The 23,455-nt window shown below is 45.2% G+C and carries 26 protein-coding genes, 1 tRNA gene and 1 riboswitch; of the genes, 10 read left to right on the top strand and 17 right to left on the bottom strand.

The genetic code is table 11. The features are described from left to right. Positions 1-42: 42 nt before the first annotated feature. The 14 genes from ASD24_RS20155 to ASD24_RS20220 form a co-directional block, all read right to left on the bottom strand. The gene (locus ASD24_RS20155) at positions 43-1,110 is read right to left on the bottom strand and encodes a TadE/TadG family type IV pilus assembly protein (RefSeq protein WP_156395500.1); all 1,068 of its coding nucleotides are present in this window, start codon (positions 1,108-1,110) and stop codon (positions 43-45) included. A gap of 29 nt (positions 1,111-1,139) precedes the next feature. Then, positions 1,140-3,263 carry a hypothetical protein gene (locus ASD24_RS20160; protein ID WP_235540703.1) on the bottom strand — a complete coding sequence of 708 codons (2,124 nt, stop codon included), beginning with the start codon at positions 3,261-3,263 and terminating at the stop codon, positions 1,140-1,142. 84 nt (positions 3,264-3,347) lie between these two features. Further along, entirely contained in the window at positions 3,348-4,025 is a 678-nt protein-coding gene (locus tag ASD24_RS20165; RefSeq protein WP_056699536.1) for a TadE family protein, read from the bottom strand. Continuing rightward, positions 4,003-4,197 (bottom strand): Flp1 family type IVb pilin, encoded by a 195-nt coding sequence (locus ASD24_RS20170; RefSeq protein WP_056699544.1) that lies wholly within the window; start codon positions 4,195-4,197, stop codon positions 4,003-4,005. Before ASD24_RS20170 ends, ASD24_RS20165 begins: the two co-directional genes overlap by 23 nt. Positions 4,198-4,208: 11 nt before the next feature. Further along, a complete protein-coding gene (locus ASD24_RS20175) occupies positions 4,209-5,078 on the bottom strand; it encodes a type II secretion system F family protein (protein WP_056699547.1) in 870 nt (289 codons plus the stop codon). 62 nt (positions 5,079-5,140) lie between these two features. After that, a complete protein-coding gene (locus ASD24_RS20180) occupies positions 5,141-5,902 on the bottom strand; it encodes a type II secretion system F family protein (protein WP_056699548.1) in 762 nt (253 codons plus the stop codon). Positions 5,903-5,933: 31 nt separating this feature from the next. Beyond that, entirely contained in the window at positions 5,934-7,250 is a 1,317-nt protein-coding gene (locus ASD24_RS20185; protein ID WP_056699559.1) for a CpaF family protein, read from the bottom strand. Further along, the gene (locus ASD24_RS20190) at positions 7,250-8,470 is read right to left on the bottom strand and encodes a hypothetical protein (RefSeq protein WP_056699562.1); all 1,221 of its coding nucleotides are present in this window, start codon (positions 8,468-8,470) and stop codon (positions 7,250-7,252) included. The genes ASD24_RS20185 and ASD24_RS20190 overlap by 1 nt, the downstream gene beginning before the upstream one ends. A 215-nt stretch (positions 8,471-8,685) precedes the next feature. Further along, entirely contained in the window at positions 8,686-9,069 is a 384-nt protein-coding gene (locus tag ASD24_RS20195; RefSeq protein ID WP_056699563.1) for a VOC family protein, read from the bottom strand. A gap of 236 nt (positions 9,070-9,305) precedes the next feature. After that, positions 9,306-10,184, bottom strand: coding sequence for a DUF6612 family protein (locus tag ASD24_RS20200; protein ID WP_056699566.1), 879 nt, complete (start codon positions 10,182-10,184; stop codon positions 9,306-9,308). A gap of 146 nt (positions 10,185-10,330) precedes the next feature. Beyond that, complete coding sequence (locus ASD24_RS20205; RefSeq protein ID WP_056699568.1) at positions 10,331-10,759, bottom strand: thiol-disulfide oxidoreductase DCC family protein; 429 nt, start codon at positions 10,757-10,759, stop codon at positions 10,331-10,333. Between the two features lie 370 nt (positions 10,760-11,129). After that, positions 11,130-11,420, bottom strand: a complete 291-nt coding sequence (locus ASD24_RS20210; RefSeq protein ID WP_056699577.1) for a hypothetical protein — start codon at positions 11,418-11,420, stop codon at positions 11,130-11,132. 152 nt (positions 11,421-11,572) lie between these two features. Next, on the bottom strand, positions 11,573-11,818 hold the full coding sequence (locus ASD24_RS20215) for a zinc ribbon domain-containing protein (protein WP_056699587.1): 246 nt from the start codon (positions 11,816-11,818) through the stop codon (positions 11,573-11,575). Positions 11,819-12,054: 236 nt separating this feature from the next. Continuing rightward, on the bottom strand, positions 12,055-12,474 hold the full coding sequence (locus ASD24_RS20220; protein WP_056699592.1) for an organic hydroperoxide resistance protein: 420 nt from the start codon (positions 12,472-12,474) through the stop codon (positions 12,055-12,057). A 383-nt stretch (positions 12,475-12,857) separates the two neighbouring features. Here ASD24_RS20220 and ASD24_RS20225 point away from each other — a divergent pair, with 383 nt between their 5' ends. Further along, positions 12,858-14,153, top strand: coding sequence for an Nramp family divalent metal transporter (locus ASD24_RS20225; protein ID WP_056700009.1), 1,296 nt, complete (start codon positions 12,858-12,860; stop codon positions 14,151-14,153). Between the two features lie 132 nt (positions 14,154-14,285). Here ASD24_RS20225 and ASD24_RS20230 read toward each other — a convergent pair whose 3' ends face one another. Together ASD24_RS20230 and ASD24_RS20235 are read right to left on the bottom strand one after the other, a co-directional pair. Further along, complete coding sequence (locus tag ASD24_RS20230) at positions 14,286-14,969, bottom strand: HAD family hydrolase (RefSeq protein WP_056699594.1); 684 nt, start codon at positions 14,967-14,969, stop codon at positions 14,286-14,288. A gap of 166 nt (positions 14,970-15,135) precedes the next feature. Beyond that, positions 15,136-15,534, bottom strand: a complete 399-nt coding sequence (locus tag ASD24_RS20235) for a hypothetical protein (protein ID WP_235540704.1) — start codon at positions 15,532-15,534, stop codon at positions 15,136-15,138. Between the two features lie 115 nt (positions 15,535-15,649). Continuing rightward, a riboswitch (cyclic di-AMP (ydaO/yuaA leader) is annotated at positions 15,650-15,826 on the bottom strand. Between the two features lie 390 nt (positions 15,827-16,216). On the opposite strand from ASD24_RS20235, the gene ASD24_RS20240 reads away from it, so the two are divergent. Beyond that, positions 16,217-16,693 carry a glutathione peroxidase gene (locus ASD24_RS20240; protein WP_056699599.1) on the top strand — a complete coding sequence of 159 codons (477 nt, stop codon included), beginning with the start codon at positions 16,217-16,219 and terminating at the stop codon, positions 16,691-16,693. Positions 16,694-16,940: 247 nt separating this feature from the next. After that, positions 16,941-17,399, top strand: a complete 459-nt coding sequence (locus ASD24_RS20245; protein ID WP_156395502.1) for a GNAT family N-acetyltransferase — start codon at positions 16,941-16,943, stop codon at positions 17,397-17,399. Positions 17,400-17,479: 80 nt separating this feature from the next. Here the strand turns inward: ASD24_RS20245 and ASD24_RS20250 are convergent. Further along, positions 17,480-17,562, bottom strand: a tRNA-Leu gene (locus ASD24_RS20250). A gap of 463 nt (positions 17,563-18,025) precedes the next feature. Between ASD24_RS20250 and ASD24_RS20255 the strand changes: the two genes are divergently transcribed. The 7 genes from ASD24_RS20255 (at position 18,026) to ASD24_RS20285 (ending at position 23,436) form a co-directional block, all read left to right on the top strand. After that, positions 18,026-18,727: an urease accessory protein UreF gene (locus ASD24_RS20255; RefSeq protein WP_056699602.1), complete on the top strand. Its 702-nt coding sequence runs from the start codon at positions 18,026-18,028 to the stop codon at positions 18,725-18,727. Between the two features lie 273 nt (positions 18,728-19,000). Next, on the top strand, positions 19,001-19,204 hold the full coding sequence (locus tag ASD24_RS31100) for a hypothetical protein (RefSeq protein ID WP_056699605.1): 204 nt from the start codon (positions 19,001-19,003) through the stop codon (positions 19,202-19,204). 50 nt (positions 19,205-19,254) lie between these two features. After that, positions 19,255-19,899: a hypothetical protein gene (locus tag ASD24_RS20265; protein WP_056699607.1), complete on the top strand. Its 645-nt coding sequence runs from the start codon at positions 19,255-19,257 to the stop codon at positions 19,897-19,899. Positions 19,900-20,298: 399 nt separating this feature from the next. Next, entirely contained in the window at positions 20,299-20,601 is a 303-nt protein-coding gene (locus ASD24_RS20270; protein ID WP_056699610.1) for an urease subunit gamma, read from the top strand. A gap of 18 nt (positions 20,602-20,619) precedes the next feature. Beyond that, a complete protein-coding gene (locus ASD24_RS20275; RefSeq protein ID WP_056699614.1) occupies positions 20,620-21,006 on the top strand; it encodes an urease subunit beta in 387 nt (128 codons plus the stop codon). Continuing rightward, positions 21,003-22,721, top strand: coding sequence for an urease subunit alpha (ureC, locus tag ASD24_RS20280; protein WP_056699616.1), 1,719 nt, complete (start codon positions 21,003-21,005; stop codon positions 22,719-22,721). The genes ASD24_RS20275 and ureC overlap by 4 nt, the downstream gene beginning before the upstream one ends. Continuing rightward, entirely contained in the window at positions 22,639-23,436 is a 798-nt protein-coding gene (locus tag ASD24_RS20285; protein WP_082560478.1) for an urease accessory protein UreF, read from the top strand. Before ureC ends, ASD24_RS20285 begins: the two co-directional genes overlap by 83 nt. The last annotated feature ends 19 nt before the right edge of the window (positions 23,437-23,455 follow it).

Below are 23,455 nucleotides of genomic sequence, written 5' to 3' on the forward strand. Positions count from 1 at the left end.
TGTTGTTCTGAAAACCGATTTTTTGAAAACCACTCACTTCTATTACTTTCTTGAAGCAACATCGAATGCCGTTTCCATTGCAACACCCTCCGCTGTCTCTACAACAAACGTCCACGTGCCTTCCGTTGTACGTGTTCCAACAAACCATTCCCACTGAATCTCTCCGTTCTCATCTGCAGTTGCCCAACCAATGTGCTTGGCTGTACTTTCCCCCGACTTGTAAAAGATCGTTAGATTCGCTGTGGTTCCAGGCTCCACCTTAACCTTAATCATGGCATTATTGCCTATGTATGCAGGCTCCGGCTTGGACAACACCGTAACGGAACCTGTTGAATCTGTGCCATCTCCACTACCGTCAGAGCCCTCTCCTGTGTCTCCAATCCATAATCGTTCTGCGGCAGAAGCCTGAATTCGTAGCGATTTGCCGAGAAAAGGTACCTTGAGAGGCAAATCATAACTTAACTCAAGTCTGAAATACGGATTGGTCTTGTTTTTAAGATTAGGAATAGATACCCCATTCACATGTACTCGTTCATAATCCAGTAGAGAAGTATTCATGAATGGTTTCAGCAACGGCTTAACAACTGGGTCAAGTACAGCTTCTAGTACAGATGTTTTGATCTCCTGTAAAGGCTGCTCCCCTCGAGCTGCTGCTGCCCGTACCCAGTCACTAAGTGGCTCTGGCAGCGAAGATGCATACCCTTCTGCCCACTCTGTGAGGGACAACTCAGGTATTTTCCAACCAGTACCCGAATCACTGCTTCCGCTGCCTGCTGAATCAGAAGGGGTAAATACAAGGGATACGGGATATATCTTAGTAGAGAGCTGTTTCACGGCTTCACCTGCTGTACTTTGTAGCGCAGTAGATACCAGTGTCATTTGCACAATGTAGATCAGAAACATGACAAAGAACAAAAATACAGGTAACACTAACGAAGCTTCCAGCACGATGCTACCCTGTTCCTTTTTCAGAGAACGGCTACGTTCTTTCAACGATTTTAGATTTTTCAAACGCTCTAGTCTGTTGATCTGTGTTAGGCGTGCCTGCAATCGTTCCAACATTTTCTCTTGCTGAGCCTGCTGTTGATACTGCTGATACTGCTTATCCATATTCCCTCCACCAGAAAGAACCTCATTATTCAGTAGGAATAATCCGCCTTCCGATCAATGAAAAGTCGTCCATCCTCAACCTCATCTGCACTGCCTAATACCGCACCTATACTTTTGGCGACGCCAGGCAGGAACCATAATTTGATGCTGCTTCGTATCGTGCTAGACGCATAGGTCTGCTTCTCGTCTGGGTTCACACCCGTATTCATCCTGATCAGCGCAAGCATCCGCGACATTTTCCGTTCATTATTGCTATGCATTAGCAAAAACAGCCTGAGATGATCCCGGTATGTCAATTTGACTTTGATATAATCGGACAATTCTACGCTACCCTCTTTGGCAAGAGCCACCATGTCTGCAATCGCATGTGTAATCCCATATAAAATAGCTGCGGAGAGTACCAGAAGCGGGTTGCCTAATTTGCTATTCTTCACTAACCCTTCCGCCGTACGAATTGCCAGTCGCATCCCAAAGATCTCGGCATAAGCAGCCGCAATGTTACCTGAAGGATTATGGAAACCATAAACGATATACTCCAGTTCCTGATTCTCAAGCTTAAAGACATCACCTGCATCTCCACTGCCCTCTGTCCAGCTAAACAGTTGTCCAAAATCCATTGAATTGAAATAGGCCAGCGCATACTCATTCTGGAACAATTCATCTCCAAGACTGTCTAATAGTCCCGACATCCCACCAAACAGGCTGTCCATTCCTTTCATGGCATTGCCACCAGAATCGTATGGATCACCATCTATCTCAGCTTTTTTAGCCTCTTCACGACTCGCCTCGTTAAAAGAAATATTTGCATTGTAGTACGACTCTAATTGCTTGAACGCTTCCTTTGATCCTGAACTGCCCTTTTCAATCTGTGATAACATGCGTTTGACTTCCTTTAGCTTGCCTTTCGATTCTTTGTCGTTCGCTTTACGCTGAGCATCCGAGCCTCGACCCTCTTCAAGCTGCTTTTTACTTTGCATAATGATGTTTGAAGAGCCACTGCGTACATAGGTATTCATGTATTGCTCCGTAGTGCGACTTGCTTGTGTAACTGCGGGTTTGATTGCAACACCGTTTACAGCCGCGACACTATGAAGCTGCATATTTAGTTCCATACTGTCCGTTCGAACGAGACTGAAATCTGACGCCTGTGAACGGACTCGCCCATTTAACTGATCGAATAAAGAATCAGCTCTCACAAGCTCGGAAGCAAGGGAACGCGTACTTTTAGCCTCATCACCTCGTCCAGCAGATGAAGGGCTCGCGCCAGGCAGCGTTGAATTACCTACGTTATCGTAGCTGGCATTCTGTGAACGATTCTCTCCCTCAGCAATAACTCGCTTCATCTCTTCGTTAATCTGGCGAGCCTCTTCGATCTTGGCATGTGCTTCCTCCAGCTTGGTCTGATGGGTCTGAAACGCTGGCTGAATAGTCATACTTATGCCTGTCGCCACCCTGCCTACCCCTGTCCGATAACGGCCCAGTTCTACTATGTACATTTGCTGGGTGAAGGGCAGACCCTCGTCGATTTGCTTTTTATTAAGATAATCCGCGTAACGGGCTGCAGCTTCAGCAGCAGTCTCTGGTGCTTCTCTTAGCATCTCATCATATATGGCAGACGAAGGCGGCTTCATGATCAGATCCGGAAGATTTTTTAGCTTTTCCGCCGATTCTGTTTGATTATCAATCGCTTCATCCAACAATTTTTCTCGTTTGTCATATAGCTTCTGCAATTTTTTGAGTAAATCCACTGTATGTGCTGCTTCCTTCAATTCTTCTGACATCGGTTTGAAACGATTGACCACTTCAAGGGTAAAATCGACAGGTGCTCGATATTTCATATCCTCTTGAATCTGACGGTTGAAGATCTCGTAATTACCTAATTCCCGATCCATACTTAAGGCTGTTGTATCCCACTGGATATCAAGAATCGGAAAACCATCCTTCACCGCAGATGGCTTCACACTGTCATTCAGCACCTTAGCCATAATTGCTTCGCTGCTACTATCTCCATAAGCAAATAATCCATATTCGCGCAGTGATGGGTCATATGCCGACATGACCGATCTTAGCGCAGCATGTGTCATACGTTCAGCCTGCACTTTGAAAGCAGCTATGCGAGCATAGTCAATGAACACAGCAACAAACATATACACGCCTGCCAAAATTAATATTAAAAAAAGGGTTACGGCTCCCGCTTCACCATCTTTTTTTCTAAACAGCGCTCCCCCCTCCTTCTGTCACTTTTTACGATTCCCAAAATATTGCACGACCTGTCCCGCTTCCGCAGCATTACGATCTCCGGTTCCACCTTTGCCTTTGAACTTGGCTCCATAATAACGAATTAAATCCACTGTTCGAATGAACTCTACCGGCTCAACCACCGCTGATGATGCAGTTGTAAATACACTGTTACCTGAACCAAACAATAAGGAAGGTAGCGGTAGAGATATCATCTGTTCAAGCTTGGTTGTTACTTTTCGCTGAATCAGCGTATTCTGGTATTCAATCGTTCCAGTCATAGCCGCAGGCATGCCTTGAACTGCATGGGATAACTTTTGTTCAGATAAGCTACCGCCTTCACCAGCCGGCACCGAAACCGTAACTTGATTGTCAGCTCCTGCCCAGCCGAATAGTGCACCGAGCAATTGGTCATCCTTTAATCTCCAGTAGAGATTGTCGTACTCTCCTGTAGCAAACTCTCCGGTCATCGCTTGCTTATGACTGTTATCCCAGCTGTAAGCGGCTCGCTCGGATGCAGCATATGCATGCTGGTTCAAGAACGTCTTTTGATACATAAACATGCTGAAGAAAAGAAGGATCACAAGCGTAAACAACACAACAGGGAAGACCAGGGAAGCTTCAATGGTGAAGCTCCCTTCTTCCTTCCTCACCTTACTTATCCGGGAAAAAATCATCACTTTTCTTCGTCACCTTACTAAGGAGATTCGTGACTAATTCAGTTATTTGTTTTTTGAATATCAATGCAATGATGATAATAACGCCGATAATCAAGATGAGTTCTAACGTGCCCAGCCCATCCTCTTCCTTCCAAAAGCTATTTACCTTGTTATTTAATAATTTCAGCATCCCAATTCCTCCTACATATTCATCATCATAAAAGCAGGTGCCCCAATCATCACAACGATCGTAAAAAAGATCAGTACCATTGGAAACACAAGTTTGGAAGAAGCCTGTTCTCCCTTTGCCCGGCTAACAGCCTTACGTTTCTCCCACAACACATGCGAAAGATCCCGCAGCGCCAATACAAAGTCACCTCCCCCACGCCGGAAATTAAGTAACACGGTTGTTGTGAAGATCGTTACTTCCTGTACTCCGCAGCGCCGGCTGAACTGCTCGAACGATTGTTGAAACGAATAACCGTTATTCAAGTCGTGGGCTGTCTTCCGCAGTTCGTTGTATAATGGATGATCTCGTTCCCCCTGACTGGCAACACAATGCATAATGGCACGTTGTACCGTCTCTCCAGCACCAACCAATAGAACAATTCGATTCAGTAGCTCTGGTAATTCCACCAGAATATCCTGATCTCTGCGTTGCACCTTACTGCTGAGATCCTTGTATAGCGCAAATGGCAGGAGAGCGCCAAGCACTATACCACCTGCCAATCCACCAAGACCTATATCCCCAATAAGAGATAACAAGCAACCCACCAATAACATAAGCCAGGTATACGTCAGCATCTCAGCGCTATAGAGCAACGTTTTTTCTCCACTGTGCTGTATGCCATACATCTTCTGAATGGCATGCTGCATACGGAACATCACAACAGGCAATCGACGACCCACCTCAAACTTATCCAATAGAAACAAGAATGGAGCGTGCAGTTGCTTGAATCGTAATCCTTCCATATCCAGCTTGCGTAAATGGCGATAAGTCTGTCCTTTGGTACGATCCAGTATCAGCCATCCAATCCCGAGCATCCCTCCGAATATGACGGGAAGTAGCATCGTTTCCACTCCTTATCATGTAGTCCGTATTCAGCCAGCCCTCGTAATTAAAAGTTCAATCCCTATACTTTGATATCCATAATTCGTGTAATCCATAGATAACAGCAGGCAAGCAGTGCTAAAGCACCTGTGGAGATTAGATATCCCATGCCGCTATATAGAGGTTCCATAAAATCCTTTGCAGTCAAATTAAGAAAAATAAGAAATATAAATGGTGCAGCAAACATCGCCTTGGATTCGAACTTTTTCTGTGCTATGGCAACCATAATATCCTGCTGAATATCTAGCTTTTCTCCGATTACCGAAGAAGTTCGCCGGACAACCTCCACCAGGTCACCGCCTGTTCGTTTACAAGTTATAAACACATCGGCAAAATTAGTAATGTCCTCAACCTGTGCTCGATCAGAAAAGTCCTGCAACGCTTCCTCAATAGGCTGCCCATACTCCATCCGTGTCCGAAGAATAGTAAACTCCCGAATAAGATCCGTATCTGCTTCAGGGTTTAACATACGTAAATCTTCAACGGATTCCTTAAATCCATTCTCAACTGATTTTCCGGCAGCCAATGCAGAAGACAATGCATACAATGCCTGTTTAAAATGTAGACTGAGCGTTGTTCTCCTTCGTTCCAACAACACCTTAGTCCAATGTTTAGGCACCCAGATACACCCTGCAGCCAAGATGATGCCAGCCAACCAGTGATGGTAGAATAGAATCCCGATACCGAAAAATAACAATCCACTGATCAACATGCAGGTAAATCGCTGTCTCCGGGATAGCGTGAATACGGTGTAATTGGTTAATGCTTGTCTAGCTTCCGCCAACACTAATCACCTTCCAAACAATATCTGATATCTAATTAACGTTGTTATCTGAAAAAGTATTCTTCAACGAATTGTGTTCCTTTGTTCGTTCTATGTATTCTGCAAACCAATCCCCTAAGCCAGCCATCTGAATTTTATCGATTTGACTCAGCATGCCAACCTGTATCAGTCCCCCGATGATCCTGCCTTCATGTTCTTCTTGCTCTTGGAATCGAAACAAAGGATTGAGCAGCACTTCCCCGTTCTCTATACCCACAACCTCACTAATCTCAGTTACTCTACGTGATCGATCACGTAGCCTGGACAGATGTACAAAGATATCAATCGCTGAGCTAATCTGCTGCCGCACAACAGCAATCGGAAGATCTGCACCACTAAGTACCATGGTTTCCAGCCTGCTGATCATATCGCGAATATTATTGGCATGCCCAGTGCTCAAGCTACCATCATGACCTGTATTCATGGCTTGCAACATATCTAGCGCCTCCGCGCCCCGAACCTCACCAATAACAATACGATTGGGTCTCATCCGTAAGGAAGACTTGATTAGATCCCGGATCGATATCTCACCCTTACCTTCGGTGTTGGCATTACGTGTCTCCATAGAAACGAGGTTAGGTACAGTCACAATCTGTAGCTCTGCCGAATCCTCAATCGTAATAATCCGCTCATCAGCCGGAATGAACTGAGATAATGCATTGAGGAACGTGGTTTTCCCTGAACCCGTACCGCCCCCGATAAAAATATTGTGCTTACTACGTACCAACTGTTGTAATAATTCTGCTGCCTCTTCATGCAATGCGCCCTTCTGAATCAGATTCAACATCGTCAGCGGTTCACTCGGAAATTTACGAATTGTCATCGTAGGCCCCTTCAAGGCAATGGGCGGCAATACGATATTGACACGTGAACCGTCCTTAAGCCTGGCATCAACGATTGGAGAAGATTCGTTAACAATTCGGTTTACCCCAGACACGATCATCTGAATAATATCTTCTAGCCGTTCCTTGGATTCGAATTCAAGTGTAATCCGGCTAACTTCACCTGCTTGCTCTACAAATATCTCCCTATGGCTATTAATCATAATCTCCGTAATATCGGGATGATCCACAAGCGGCTGTAATATATCTAGCCCACGGAAGGAGTCAAACAACCGTTGTACCAACGTATGTCGCTCTCCAGATGTCAGGTCATGCAGATTGGGATCAGAGAGCACTTTCCGCTCAATACCCTGCCACAACTCCTCGTCTCCTGCAGATGAAGTCAGATCCAGCCCAGCTCTTACTTCCTGGCGCATATGCTGGAATAATTCTTCCCGGTTCAGATCATTGAGGGATGAGTCTGTCATTAGCGTCCTCCCATTCCCTGGTGAATTCGACCTGTCTGTGTTAGCTCTTCCTCCCCATTCTGGATCAGCAGTGCGCACAGTCTTTTCACTTCTCGCTGAAAGATTGGTGAGCTAAGCAGAACTTCCTCCTGACTAATCTGCCTCCAGGATGGAATATATGGCAATACGGCATCCAGATGCAGATCAGGTCTTGGCGTCGCATTCACAACACTATCCCGATACTTGTTCACGACGAATCGTGCACGATCCATTACACTATCAATCCAGTTCGGCTTCACCCGTTCAGCGTACTGTATCCATTGCCCCCAGCGATGCATCGCAGCAAGTTCATCTTCTACGAGCCATACGAATGTATCTGCTGTTTCGATGATCCCTTCACTGCGTCCATCCCAACCTGAATCTCCATCTAGAATAATGACATCGTATTGTCCACATTGGATCAGGTATTGAATGAGATTAGCTGTATCCTCCTTGGACATTTGCAACAACTCTTTGCGATTGGATAGAGGCCAGAATACATCAGACTTCAATCCCTCATGACGGAGCACATAATGATCTACACCTTTGGACGGTGATTGGGATTGTACTGCTTTTCCTGTTTCTTTCCGGCTGACCTTCAGATCGTATAACAGTCGAGACAACCCCTTTTCGGCATCAGGCTGACGCTGTAAGCCTCGAGTTAGACCCTTCTCAAGGAAGGGTTGCGTACTGTCTAATGTCTCCAGATTAAGGTAGAGCACAGCATATCCAGCGAGTCCTAACTGCTTCGCCATATGCAGAGCAACTGCTGTCTTCCCACTTCCACCTGAAGCAGATATGACTCCAATGGAAAGGGTGTCCTGACCGGGTCGATGCGCTTTCTTACGACGTGGCTGACGGCATGCGTTCATTACCGCATCTAGCAAAGAGGGCAGAGGTTGATATTTCATCAACTGTTTATCCTCCTGCACCTCATCATTCCCCTCACTTAGCATTAACCATGGTATACCCGAGGTATCACCACCACTACTAAGCCAGGCGTTCAGCAGCTCCGGCTCCGCAATGACCAGATCGGGTATCTCTCGCTCCCCCTGTCCATGCATATGCTCCCTGAATGGCTCCCATTGTGAAAAAGCTGTAAATCGCAAACCTGAGCCTGCTGAGCCCCCCTGTGCAAAATCTAACCAGGCGCTGATATACTCTCGATCTTTTGAAGCAAGCACTACTTTCAGAACAATCAATGTACTCCCCTCCCCGCAAAAAAAGCACAAAAAAGCACCGTCCAATGACTGCATGAGCATGCAGCATATGGACGGTGCTTCCGTCACGTGCTATGAATGTATGGATAATATATCATACAATTTCTGGGGGAGCAAGAGATTTATACAAATGAGCCTATGGCCTAATTCACCTAAACCTCACGCACTCGTTGCAGACATCTATCCGATGATCCATATTAGGAATTATACAACGCGCCAAATTCAATAATGTTACGATCCGGATCAAGCACAAAAATCTGTGCAAAGCCAGCCACACTATCCGGTCTCGCTTCGTATTCAATGCCTTGCTTCGTGAGCCAGTCTATGGTTTCCTGATAGCTTGTAACCCAGATGGCAAAATGCCCATCCGTCGTATCAATCCCCGCTTCACGCAGCGTATGCCCTTCTGGATGCTGGAGCAAATGCAGCTGCTGACTTCCAATGGCGTACCATATACCTGTAGAGCGAAAAGGCGGACGTTCAATCTCCTGCATCTGTAGCAGTCCAGAGTAGAATTGCTTCGCAATCTCCAGATCACGTACAGCCAGACTGACATGATGTAAATGTGCATATTGAATCATTTCTGAATCCCCTCTCTTAAGATACTGTCCAAGCTATTTCACGTTAAACGTTTACATAAATTCTACTATACATTCCTAATCCATGACCAGGAAAGATGGACATAAACAAAAAGCATGCCTTGCACAGATGAGTGCAAACATAATGTTTACACACCGAACTGTGTTAAGACATGCCTTTGATGTATAACCGTGTAGTTCAGAGATAACGGTTACTCACCAATTCGCATCTAGCTAGCTTACTTCGCGCTATCTAATGCTTCTTGTGGAACCTTGATCTCTTCTACTTGGTCATGATTGGAGAAGGTTGAGTTCATCTTCATATCCATGGTTACTTTTTGTCCATTCTGCTCCATCTCCATCACCATAGTTACATCGGTAGCTGCAGGCAGATATGTCTCTTTGTTAACCATATACTTCATCTTCATGCTCGTAATGTTCATTTGCTCCAGCATCGCTTGAGTCTGAGCATCTGATCCATTTTGTTCCATGACGGATTTGGCTAATTCTTTCACATTATCGCCCGATACGTCAGCGTTGATCACATAATTGTCGCCCTCTTCTGTAATCTTCGTATCTTCAGCGATTTTTTTGAATTGCTCCAGTTCCGCTTCCGGATTCATACTAGCTTGCATCTGCTCGATCAGTTCCTTGGTTTGATCTTCAGGAATCGTAACCCACTGATCGCCAACTTGTGAATAGATATTATCCGAAGTAATATATTGCTTCACATTCTGTGCTTCCTGCCCAGCCATTTCGACCTTCATCTCTTGATAGATCATCATTGGATCTTTGATGATATCCATCTTCAGCGAGGTTTTAACCTCTTGATCCTGGGACTGTTCGCCAGCCTCAAGTTTCAAAACTTGGTCGATATTTGCGTCTGTTGTAAAGCTCTTCATCGCTTTGGTTGCTTCATTTGTTTTGTTAATTAATTCGTCGAGCGTAGGGATTGCTGCCGTCTCCTGTTGTTCAGTTGCTGTACCTTCGTTCGTTGCTTCATTGGTTGATTCGTTGTTTGCTGGCGGCGTTGCAGCACTGTTATCTGTATCGTTTCCGCATGCAGCCAAGCTGATCGATAATAACGCCCCGATAATTAATGTAGTCCACTTCTTCAAGTTGATTTCCTCCCAAATAAATATAATCCTTATTTATTACCCAGTTTTTCCCGTTATTAATCATGAAAAGATTTTCGGATGAATTCCATATTGGATGCTGATGATGCCCAGAGGCATCATTCGTAATCAAAAGCAATTTTTTTAAACTACATTTCTAAAAAACGTTCTTTGATCTCTGGTGTCGGCAACATACAAGCCTCATCCTTACCAAACCACTTATAACGATTACGAGCAACCAGATTATATACAGCATTACGTATGAATTTGGGAACAATGATTAACCCGTATAACAATGGGTATGGGAAGGCGAGGCCTTTGGCTAAGCGAAGTGCTGCCGTAGAACGCGTATAGTAATCGCCATCTTCAATAAGTACAAATGTATCCATTTGATCTGGCGAAAGATTCCCCTTCAGCAGTAAGTCCTTCGCAATATCGGACTGCAATGATGCAAAATGATATTTACCTTCTGGATCACGCTTAATAATCCATTTGGTAATGCCCTGGCAGAAATGGCATACGCCGTCCACGAGCACAATGGGGTGTCCTTGATGCTGATCGATGTCATTAGCTGTCATAATAGAGGCCTCCTCAAGTTGATGCTGTCAGGACGTGTCTCAAAACTCGCTGAAGTGCATCTTTCACCGCCTTTTCGCCCCCTGCTGCGTCACTTTCCCTTGACGTGCCCCGGCACGCCTGCTGAAAACTTCCTTGCTTGGAACGAAAATTCGGTTAAATCTGCGTCCTTCGGAGTTTCCAGACACGCCCTAGAGTAATTTACCCATTTTAGACTATGTTCAACTAGAACGTGCTCTAAATCTAGCAACACTAAATCGTACAAATTCAAACCTAACACCTTCGATGAAGGAATAAAACAATAGAAAAAGAGCGTAGGCTCGGTGCCTACGCTCGTATCTGTCTGGGTGATTCACCCGAAATCAGACGAAATTATTGTTGAGTTGCTTCAGCAAGTCCTTTGTCCACCCATTGCTCATCGATCATTTGGTGATGCAGATCTTCTGACCACTGATCCATACATTTACAAATGAAATCTTTGCGGCATACTGGACAAGGTGTTTTTTGCAGACGACTGATATGAGTCAACTTCCATTCTGGGGAACGGGAGTAGAACACACGACAATGTGTACCATCTTCGAGTTTTACTGTAAACTCATACAATCCGTCTTTTTCGTTTTGGCTAGCTACTTGCAATTGTGCAATTTTCGGTCTATAAGACATGGATATCACCTGTCAATTCAAATTTGGTTCATGCAATGATACTTCTCAGTACTAAGTCATATTAAAGAAATTTTAGGCCCATGTCAACTCAAGTAGCTACGCCTGAACTGGAATATTCCGGAACACTTCCCTACAATCAACCTTTTGTGATCTTATCCTCCAAACAAAATATCCAGAATCGTCCCTACCTGTCCTTGTTTTTTTCCCTTGAGCACATCCGGGTCAAACACCTCTACATATCCACAGGAAGTACACGTGATGAACAAATAATGATTATGCTGAATATCAAATACTTTGCTTAACCCCGCCCCCGACATCGACACTTCCTTAATATCACAATCGGTTCCTCGGCACTTTGAACATACAAACCGACGTTCGATCATCTCTTCAATACTCATTTTTTGCGTTCCCCCTTTTTTTTAGGATAGCTCACATGAAATAAGAGTATAATTTATGTAAAAGAGTACGCTCCTGACCCTACAATCTCCTGCACCATCCGTTAATTTAATTAGGAGGTTATTCAGAAAGGTTCTGAAATTGAAAACCCTGCCGATTACCAGCAGGGCTTGTCTTATGCCAACAGATATCAAGGTTATCTGTTTCTATGGATCAATTCTTTTCCTATAAGTAGTGGTTATACTACATTCAATACAACGTCGATATTGCCACGAGTCGCTTTGGAGTAAGGGCAGAAATCATGAGCTTTGCGAGCGAGATCCTCTGCTTGACTATGATCCACTCCCGGCATACTTACATCGAGACGCACAGACAGTTGGAATCCATCATCCGCAGGGTCTTTACCAATGGATACATTACTTGTTACAACCACATTCTCCAGCTTCACACCTGCTTTGCGCGCTACGTTAGCTAGTGCACTCTCATAACATGCTCCATATCCGGCTGCAAAGAGTTGTTCAGGGTTCGTCCCCTCACCGCCAGAGCCACCCAGTTCTTTAGGCATTTTCAGATCATGCTGAAGTACGCCGTCCGAAGAAGTTACTGAGCCTGTACGTCCACCTTTAACCGTTGCTGTTGCTGTATATAAAGCTTCCATTAGAATCTCTCCTTCATTTTGTTTTTTTGTTGCCTACAATTCATTTTAAACTTCTGGCTCATTTTGAAACGCATGTTGGATTCATATTCAGCTTGTACATCTTTTTCATTTTCATGCAGATAACGCTCAGAGGCTGTATTTTTTTGATCAATGGGTAATATACAGAGGAGCTGATAAAGATATCGTCTTATTTTTGTGCCCGTACATAAAAGTTGCACTAGACAAAAATTATTGAAGGAGTACAATGTAAGAATAAAAATAAAAATTTAGATATATCACATATCGCATATTGTCACATTATTATTTCAAAGTCAGGTGATTATTGTATGAGTAAAAGAAATCCATTTAACACTCCTTCCAGAGAATCGTTATCCACGGCTGGGATGGCTCCTTCCCTCGGTGAAGCTCACAGCTCCATGAAGGTTCCTCAGAACGCAGCTTGGTGGAAAAAGTTCCTCGCCTTTGTTGGCCCGGGCTACTTGGTAGCTGTCGGATATATGGATCCCGGCAACTGGGCAACAGATATCGCAGGTGGTTCACAGTTTGGTTATACACTACTGTCCGTTATTCTAATCTCGAACCTGATGGCTGTTGTACTGCAATCACTCGCGGGTAAGCTCGGGATCGTCACAGGACGCGATCTAGCTCAAGCCTGTCGTGAACGCTTCAGTATGCCGGTGGTTATTATGCTCTGGGTACTCTGCGAACTTGCCATTGCAGCCACCGATCTCGCGGAAGTTATTGGTTCCGCTATTGCCTTGAAGCTACTGTTCAACATTCCGATGTTATATGGCGTGATTATTACAGCTGTGGACGTACTATTAATCTTAGTGTTACAGAATAAAGGCTTCCGGGCGCTCGAAACCCTTGTAATTGTGCTTATGGCGACCATTGCCCTTTGTTTCGGTATTGATCTATTTTTGGCAAAACCCGATATGGGCGGGGTGCTTCACGGTTTTGTACCTAGCACTGAAATTCTACAGAATCCGGCTATGCTCTACATCGCGATTGGTATTATTGGAGCTACCGTCATGCCACATAACTTGTATCTGCATTCCTCCATTGTACAGACACGTCAGATCGAACAGACACCGCAGGGTAAAAAAGAAGCCATTCGTTATACAACGATGGATTCCACGATTGCACTTACACTCGCGCTGTTCATCAACGCAGCGATCTTGATCGTATCTGCGGCAGTATTCCATAGTGCCGGTATGACACAGGTTGCCGAGATTGCAGATGCTTACCATCTGCTCACACCCCTGCTCGGTACCACTGTTGCAAGTGTTCTGTTCGGCGTTGCTCTATTGGCATCAGGTCAGAACTCGACACTTACTGGCACTGTGGCCGGACAGATTGTTATGGAAGGATTCCTCAACATTCGCATTCCTGCATGGTTGCGACGTCTAGTCACTCGCCTGATTGCAATCATTCCTGCCGTCATTGTGACCGCTATTGCAGGAGAGCACGGAACAGAGGAACTTCTGATCCTAAGCCAAGTTGTACTTTCCTTACAACTTCCTTTTGCGGTTATTCCGCTGGTCATGTTTACAAGTGATAAGAAGAGTATGGGTGCATTCGCTAACAAACTGTGGTTGAAAATTACGTCATGGATCATTGCTGCAGTCATCGTTGTCCTGAATGTGTACCTCATTATTCAGACCATTGCTCTGTTTTAATTCCTAAAAAAAGCCGACTCATCCAAGTGAAATGTTCACTTGAAATGGGTCGGCTCTTTTTTAAACCTTTTCCAGAACGATATGCTCCAGTAGGGTCATCAGCTACAAATTTTATTTTGGAGTATATATCTCCTAGTCTTGATCTGGTAAAAGCAAAGGAAGAAGCTGCTCTAGATTATCAATTGTCCAATCCGGGTGATCCTGATCTTCAAGCTCAGGCTGGAACCGTCCATACCCCTGTAAAATGCGTATCGTTCGCATTCCAAGCTTCTTCGCCGGAACGATGTCATTATCGATGCGATCTCCGATCATAACTGCTTCCTCAGCCTTACATCCCGCCTGCTTCAATGCCACTGCATACAGTTCACGATCAGGCTTGGACACCCCTTCTTCAGCAGAACAGGCAAGTACATTCACATACTTACGCAAACCGTAACGTTCTAACCGTTCCTCCGTACCCGGACTCTGATTAGCAATGATGCCAATTCGATAATATCGTGACAGTGATTTCAGCACTGAACCAGCACACGCATAGGGTTGCTCAAGCTCTTTGCGAAACTTCAGTTTAGCCTGAATCTGTTCTCTATGCTGTTCATCGCTAATCAACGTACGTATCGCCACTTTCATTGGCCACGCCTCGTAGTTTCGGTAACAGGTGACAAATATCTCCCGTACAGTCTCGATCTGCACCGGATATCCAAGCGCACAGGCTTCTCTCACGAACTGACCGATAATATCGTCTACAGGCTCCCATTCGTCCACTAGCGTATCTCCTACATCGAAGAACAACCATTTTAACCCACGTACATCCGGCACATCTATTCCTCCTTATCTTGCTGCATCCCCTGAACAATAAAAAAAGAAGACCCACTTCATGCATGAGTCTCCTCAAAATTCCGTTTACCCTTTGTTCATAAGTTTCATGATCTATTGGTTCAATTATATCAGGCACCTGACAAGGGAGCAATCATCGGTTGCAGCATCAACCGTTAAGCAGGAAGCCCACTTCTCCGTTTAATGAATAGACAATCCGATCGGCACCCATGCCTCGATAAATTCCTTTTGGATGGCTCTGTTCTGTAATCACACACAATGACTTAGATGTCCACGAACGACAGATCTGCAAATAACGGCAGGTCAAGTTCAGACTATTCTCAAAAATAAAAACATTTCCTACACTACTCTGAGGTAAAAACCATTTCTCTGCCGCAGCCGTGTTCATGCGAATGACATGTTCTACCCCGAACTTCCGGAGTTTCCGCTCTTCCCCTGCACTGTTAGTCAGAACGGCAAACGGCATTTTTTTGTACATCAACAGTTTGATAAATTTGCGCCCCGCTTCGTTCGGAGCAGTTACTAAAATCATCTCATTATCCATCATTCGTTCCTCCCTTAGCGTGAAAAGACAACAAAAAAGAAGCGTGGGGGACCAAGGCCTCCCGGACGCTTCTTAAAGAATCCATGGCAAAAACACCATGAACCAGCGTACGGCTTGTTGCCTCTCCCTTTAACGCTTACGAGGTTAGCTGACGGATTCGGGCGCGAGAGTCGCCCTATTTCCGGCTGTTACCGGAAAATTCACCCCATGGATCCATACCGTCCTAGAACAGCGCATCCTGTTGGTTCCCCCGTTTTCCACCCATGAATGAATGGAAACTCAGCGATTAAAACATCGTTCTTACATCATTACTGATTAGATCGATATTATCGTTTGTTTCGTTTTTTCATGTACAATAGAAATAAATTAGAAATTACGATATGAATCATACACCGAGGTCATGTTGATGTAAAGTGTACATAGATCACCGAATCGACGGATTTATGCCGTTTCAACCCAATGATATCGCTTACAACATATTTTTGCTTCATCCATCTCTCCGAAGCTCTCTAATTCTCGTGATCACAAAAATCTTCTACCTATTCGTTCATATGAAGACCAATTCAAGCTCAAAAAGCGCTAAAACTATAATTACCCAATATTAGTTTTGCATTATTTAATTGTAACCAATATAATAGATATATACAAAATAGGATTAATCCATTCGATATAGGAGGCGATTTTTATGACCGTTTATGAATACAAAGTTAATACGCTTCGAGGCCAAGAACAAGAAATGTCTCAATACCGGAACAAAGTACTGCTTATTGTGAATACAGCTAGTAAGTGTGGATTGACACCACAATTCGAAGGGCTGCAAGAGCTGTACAATAAATTCAAAGATCGCAATTTTGAAGTCCTCGGATTTCCGAGCAATCAGTTTGCACAAGAAAAAGGCTCATCCGATGATATTGCTGAGTTCTGCCAAATGAACTATGGTGTAAGCTTCCCTATGTTCGAGAAGATCGATGTCAACGGATCGAACGCTCACCCCCTGTTCCAGCATCTCACCAAAGAGGCTCCAGGCCTGCTCGGCTCCAAAGCAATCAAATGGAATTTCACTAAATTCCTAGTGGATCAAGACGGACGTGTCGTAAAGCGTTACGCACCTAAGACAACTCCTGATCAGATTGAAGCTGACATCGAGAAATTATTGAAATAAATTGAACATATAACAGCCATCTAACCGGAGACCCCAGCGTTAAGCAGGAATTCTCTAGTCGGTGGCTTTTTTTTTGCACTCAAGAGCTTATTTTGGCATAAGAGCTTATGATATACATTAGAGCGTTCTGTTGAGAGGAGTGATGTGGTATGAAAAAAGTACTTACTGCAATGGTTCGGAGAAAGGGTTCAAGATCATCGTAGAGGACGAGATCCTCTGCGAATTCGAAATTCGGGAGGAACTAAGGATGAACATCGATTTACAACCTGTCACTATTGAAAATTGGTATGCATGTACTCAGCTTAAAGTTAAACCAGAACAGCTTGCCCTATTTCCTGCATCTGTCGTTTATTGGATTGCGGAATCTAAATATGCTAGCGATTTCGAATTACGTGCTATTTATTCAGAAAGTCTTCTTGTTGGCTTTCTCGTATTTTGTACAAAGCCAGACCCAGATAACAACTATTGGATTCCAGCACTAATGATTGACGAGAAGCACCAAGGTAAAGGGTATGGTAAAGCAGCATTAAAAACGTTGATTCAGCTTATGAGTAAAGGTAATTCTAATGGTACAAGGATTATGATTGGACATCGGCCAGACAATCAGATCGCCGGGACGTTATATGAATCGTTAGGATTCATGCAAGTAAGTAGAGAGCTTATTGATGGTGAAATCATACGTTTATTTCAAATCGGTCAGGCTTAATGAAGTTAGAATAAAATAAAAACGTTAGAAACAAAAAAGAAGCTTCCGAGTTCGGAAGCTTCTTCTGTCTTGCATTATGATGCGGTCGAGAGGACTCGAACCTCCACGGGCATACGCCCACTACCCCCTCAAGATAGCGTGTCTGCCATTCCACCACGACCGCATGTCGTAAATTATCGGCAACAAAATTGATTATACCGGGTTTCATTATAAAAGTAAAGCACTTTTTAAATTCAACTGTTTCATACGATAATTCCCCCTCTAACTGCATGAATCGTCATATTTCCACAGCAGTTGCATATCCTTGAGTTCGACCTATTTTTGTAGTTCCTTTACCCTTAATAAGCTTCAATGAGCAATCCAATGGAATAACCACTAATATTACATTTACTATTTCTCTTTCAATGACAAGATTATCACCACACACCCAAAAACATGACTTATTGAGTAATTATATCTAACACATAAGGAGATTAGTGCAAAATTAACAAGATTTAATTGACAAAAAGCGGATAATTATGTGATTATATATATCATATAATTCGGACTCAAACTCATAAACAGCACCAAAACGAAATAAAATGTTATATATAATAACATTTAACGAACGTAGGAGGCGAAAGATCGTGAACCGTGGGAATAAGCTGCTCGATTATGTCAAACTGCTTGATTCCTCCATTCAAGTCGGAGGGTTCACTCATTCATTCGGCATGGATGCACTTATAGCAGAAGGTTCAATCCGTAACGTAGCAGACTTGGAATCATTCATGCGTTGTCAATTACATCCGAGCATTGTGCGCCTGGAAGGAATGGCGATTAAGGGAATCTACAGCGCAGCGGATCAGAAGGACACATGGCGAACAGCTCTTATTGACAAACTAGTTCACGTCCAGCGAACCCCTCCAGATCTCAGGGAACACTCCTCCGCTATGGGCAAACGGTTAATCAAGCTCGCTCAAGCCCTCCATCCCTGGATCGACTTCAGAAAACTCGAGCACACCCTGTCCACCTATAATTCAGTTGGATGCCTATCCACTGTTCACGCCTGGATTAACCACTACCTCGATATCCCCGTCGAGGAGGCAGTTCTCGGTTATCTCCACTCAGCCTCAAACGCATGCATAACGGAAGCCTCGAAAGCCATCTCCCTCGATCGTCAAAGCATACAGGAACTGCTGGTTCACCTAACCACAGACCTGGAGCATGAATGGAATACCATCAGCGCCTCCGTTGCGGATGAACCAGCACAAGCAACAGCGACGTCTATGAAGTCACTATTCCCAAGCTTCCACATGCTTGGTGCAGGGTTACATGCATTCAAAGCATAACTGCGTGCCACGAGCCCTCCCGCAACACATACCTCTCCAATTGAACAAAAACACGCCACAACTCCTTTGTTGGCGTGTTTTTGTTGTTATTCATTTATGGATGAATTTGCGAATTTACGTCATTTTAAATCATAAAATACACTTATTTCCGTCTTTTTTTAATTGTTACATGACGTAATAACGTATATAATGAAATATACAGCGCGCATCTCCCTACATTCTACCCGAAGTAGGAGCGACTGAATACTACTTTTAACCTAGGGGTGAACCCTTTTGAACAAAAAGAAACCCGTGACCCCATTCGGATGGGCCATCAAACGCCGTTTAACCGAACTCCAGATGGATCAGAAGACCTTTTGCGAACAACACGACATCCCACCATACCGTCTATCCAACCTAATTCACGGCACACGCAAGGCTACCCGATTCCGGAATCAGGTCGCAGATATTTTACAAATTCCAGACGATCTCCGTTAGCAGAGCACCCTGTCTCATTCGCCAACTGACCACAAGGAGGGTTTCGACCAATGCGGTACTTAACAACCGATCTAGAGAAACTATCTTATCAATTTATGCGCCACCAACTCATTATCGTAGATAACAACTGGATCATTCGTAGCTGCAACAACGCTTGGCGACAAGGACTTGGCCAAACGCACAACTTTACACACTTACCAGCGTTCTTTTATTCCGAATCCGGCACACTGCCTTACCTCAATCTACTAGAGGTATGGACGTCACCTGAGCGAGATCATCAGAGCAATAAGACCATCCAGCGACTTAAAAAGATTCGAACACCTTTTGACAGCAACCATACATACGACATCGCGATACGCCTCCCCAATTCGAAACAGAGGTGGTTCCGCTTAGAACTCACTCCCTTGCCAACAACAGAGTCACCATGTAGTTCTGAACTCGCCTTAATCGCCCACACCGATGTCACAGAACAGAAACAAGCCGAGCAGCAACTTCAACAAGCATTATCTGAGGTACGTACACTACGCGGACTCCTTCCTATATGTGCCGTATGCAAACAAATTAAGGATGAACAGGATACATGGAACTCCGTCGAGAGTTATCTCAGAAAGCACACCCATGCCGAGTTCACCCATGACATTTGCCCAGATTGCATCCGCAGACTGTACCCACAATATTCCGGTATTCTCGGGTAGTGATAGATGAACTCTAACCTGTTAGCGCCGAAGGCTGAATGCCTTCGGACGATTCTATCCCGAAGAGTACGCTTCAACCCCTCAAGCACCCACTCCTCCCTTATTCTCATCCCCAACCTTCCACCTTTTTCATGTCATATTGTTAATACACCAACCAACCCAAACATCCCAGCCCCTGGTAATGCGGTATTCAAAGAAGCACCAAACTTAAATGTCAATATACATAACACATCAACCGATTATAACGGATATAAAATGCCAATATTATTCAAATCCCATTGACAACGAACCTACCCTGTGTGAGTATATTTAACATAATATTCTATATCAGATGAACCTTCTTTCGTTCGTCTTCAAAAGAGATCAAGACTGACTTCATATGGGAAAGGTCGGATTACATTGCACTGGACTGAGCAGGAAAAAGAAAAACTCCTGGTTACCGTAGCCGCCAACCTCGCCCGAGAACGCAAAGGCCGAGGACTTAAGTTAAATGTTCCCGAAGCTATCGCCCTACTGACCTCTGAACTCATGGAGCGCGCGCGTGACGGAATGAGTGTTGCAGAATTAATGCGATACGGGGGTACCCTTTTGAAACGTGAGGACTGCATGGAAGGTGTACCCGATATGATTCCCGAGGTACAGGTAGAAGCTACTTTTCCCGATGGCACAAAGCTCGTTACCGTACACGAGCCCATACGCTAAGAAAGGCAGGAGAACGTCATGATCCCTGGTGAATATCGTTTGAAGCAGGACGAAATCATCTGTCACCCCAATCGCCCAACAGTGCGATTACTTGTCTTGAACCGCGGGGATCGTCCCGTACAAGTCGGTTCCCACGTGCATTTCTACGAGGTTAATGCCGCATTGGAATTCGATCGCATAACGGCTTATGGACATCGCCTCCATATCCCAGCAGGTACTGCTGTTCGGTTTGAGCCTGGTGAAGAGAAACCCATCGAGCTTACGACATTTGGCGGCAAACGACAAATCTATGGTTTTAACGGTTTAACCGAAGGTGCCATAGACCACCCTCCCGACTCTCAGAAGCTAGACACGTTCTTGAACACTTTCGCCCCACTGAAGCAGGATGGGAGTGATTCTGCATGAAATCAATGAGCCGCGAGCAATACGCCTCTATGTTCGGACCTACCACCGGCGATGCTGTTCGACTAGCAGACACAGAACTTTGGGCTGAGATCGAACACGATTATGCCATCTACGGAGACGAGAGCAAGTTCGGCGGTGGCAAAGTCATCCGCGACGGCATGGGTCAATCCGCATCTGCCCTTCGTAGTGATGGCACCCCTGATACTGTAATCACCAACGCAATCATCATTGATCATTGGGGGATCGTCAAAGCCGATATCGGCATCCGCGATGGACTCATCTGCGCCATAGGAAAATCCGGCAACCCCGATACGATGGACGGTGTCGATCCCTCACTCATTATAGGCGCTTCCACGGAAATCATTGCTGGCGAAGGAATGATCGTAACTACAGGCGGGATCGATACCCATATTCATTTTATCTGTCCACAACAGATTCAGACGGCATTATCTTCTGGTGTTACCACCATGATTGGCGGCGGCACAGGGCCTGCCACAGGAACAAAAGCAACAACTTGCACACCAGGAGCTTGGCACATCCATCGCATGCTGGAATCAGCAGAAGCCTTCCCTATGAATATTGGCTTTCTCGGTAAAGGAAATAGCTCCACTACAGCCCCTTTAATTGAACAGATTCAAGCAGGGGTCATCGGACTCAAGCTCCATGAAGATTGGGGTACAACCCCAAGTGCAATCGATGCCTGTCTGACTGCTGCTGACGAGCATGATGTGCAGGTAGCCATCCATACTGATACCTTGAACGAAACCGGATTCTTGGAGAACACACTCGCAGCCATTAACGGTCGTACCATACACACCTACCACACAGAAGGCGCAGGCGGCGGCCACGCACCCGACATTATTCGAGCAGCCGGTGAATCCTATGTCATCCCTTCTTCCACTAACCCCACCAGACCTTACACACGAAATACAGTAGAAGAGCATTTGGATATGCTGATGGTCTGCCATCATTTAGACCCGTCTATCCCTGAGGATGTTGCTTTTGCAGATTCTCGAATCCGACCCGAGACGATCGCCGCTGAAGATATTTTGCATGATCTTGGTGTATTCAGCATCATCAGTTCCGACTCCCAGGCTATGGGACGCGTTGGAGAAGTCATCATACGAACATGGCAAACGGCAGACAAAATGAAAAAGCAACGTGGCAAACTGGACATCAATCCAAATTCACCAGCTGATAACGATCGCATCAAGCGGTATATCGCCAAGTACACGATTAATCCAGCTATCACTCACGGAATCAGCCATCTCGTCGGCTCCGTCGAAGTTGGTAAACTCGCCGATCTCACACTCTGGAATCCCGCCTATTTCGGCGTCAAACCCGAGATGGTAATCAAGGGAGGTATGATCACTTTTGCCCAGATGGGTGATCCCAACGCTTCAATCCCAACACCTCAACCCGTGTTTGGCAGACCCATGTTCGGCGCTTATGGCAGCGCATTGCCCAAAGGCTCCATCACTTTCGTTTCCCAAGCTGCGGCAGATACCGGCATCAAAGAAAAACTCGGGCTTCACAAACGTGTCGAGCCTGTGAAGGGCTGCCGTACAGTAAATAAGAAAGACATGATTCACAACGATGTGACTCCCATCATTGAAGTAGATCCCGAAACGTATGAGGTGCGCGCCGACGGTATACTCCTTACGTGTGAACCCGCAGACGAATTACCTATGGCTCAGCGTTATTTCATGTTTTGACAAAGGGGTGGAGCTTCTCATGATGCATAGTGGCACGAAGCTACTTCGTTACGTTCAACTCTTGGACTCTGCTCTGCCTATCGGCGGATTCTCACATTCATTCGGCTTGGAGGCATACACTCATGATGGCACCGTGCGAACAACGAGCGAACTCGAAGCATTCATTCGTAGCCAACTCCATGCTAACCTTGTTCGCCTCGACGGGCTTGCGATCAAGGGTGTTTACGAGGCAATGGATCAGGAGAACGCAGCCCTTCTCGCCCTCTATGACAAGCAGGTTCACGCCCAGCGCACACCACGCGAACTCAGGGAAAGCGGACATAAAATGGGTAAGCGACTTCTGAAATTAGCACGCTCACTCTATCCACGGATGGACTTTTCCCTTATCGACATCGCTATCCATGAGCATGGTGCCTTTTGCGGGATCACAACCATTCACGGTTACATTAATCACAGGTTGGATATCGGATTGGACGAAGCCGTCATCGGACATCTCTACACTTCCGTCAACGCCTATGTGAACAGCGCATTACGCCTTCTGCCCATCGGGCAGACCGAAGCTCAAATGCTCATCCATACACTATTAGACGTCATTGAACTTGAATGGAACCAAGTGCGCGGCGACGATCCAGATGACATACATAGTTTCGGGATCGCGCAAGAAATCTACGCCATGCGTCATGAAAGTTTACCCGCGCGTCTGTTTATGTCCTGATTTCAAAGGCATTCAAAGA

Source organism: Paenibacillus sp. Root52, from assembly GCF_001426865.1.
Taxonomy (GTDB): domain Bacteria; phylum Bacillota; class Bacilli; order Paenibacillales; family Paenibacillaceae; genus Paenibacillus.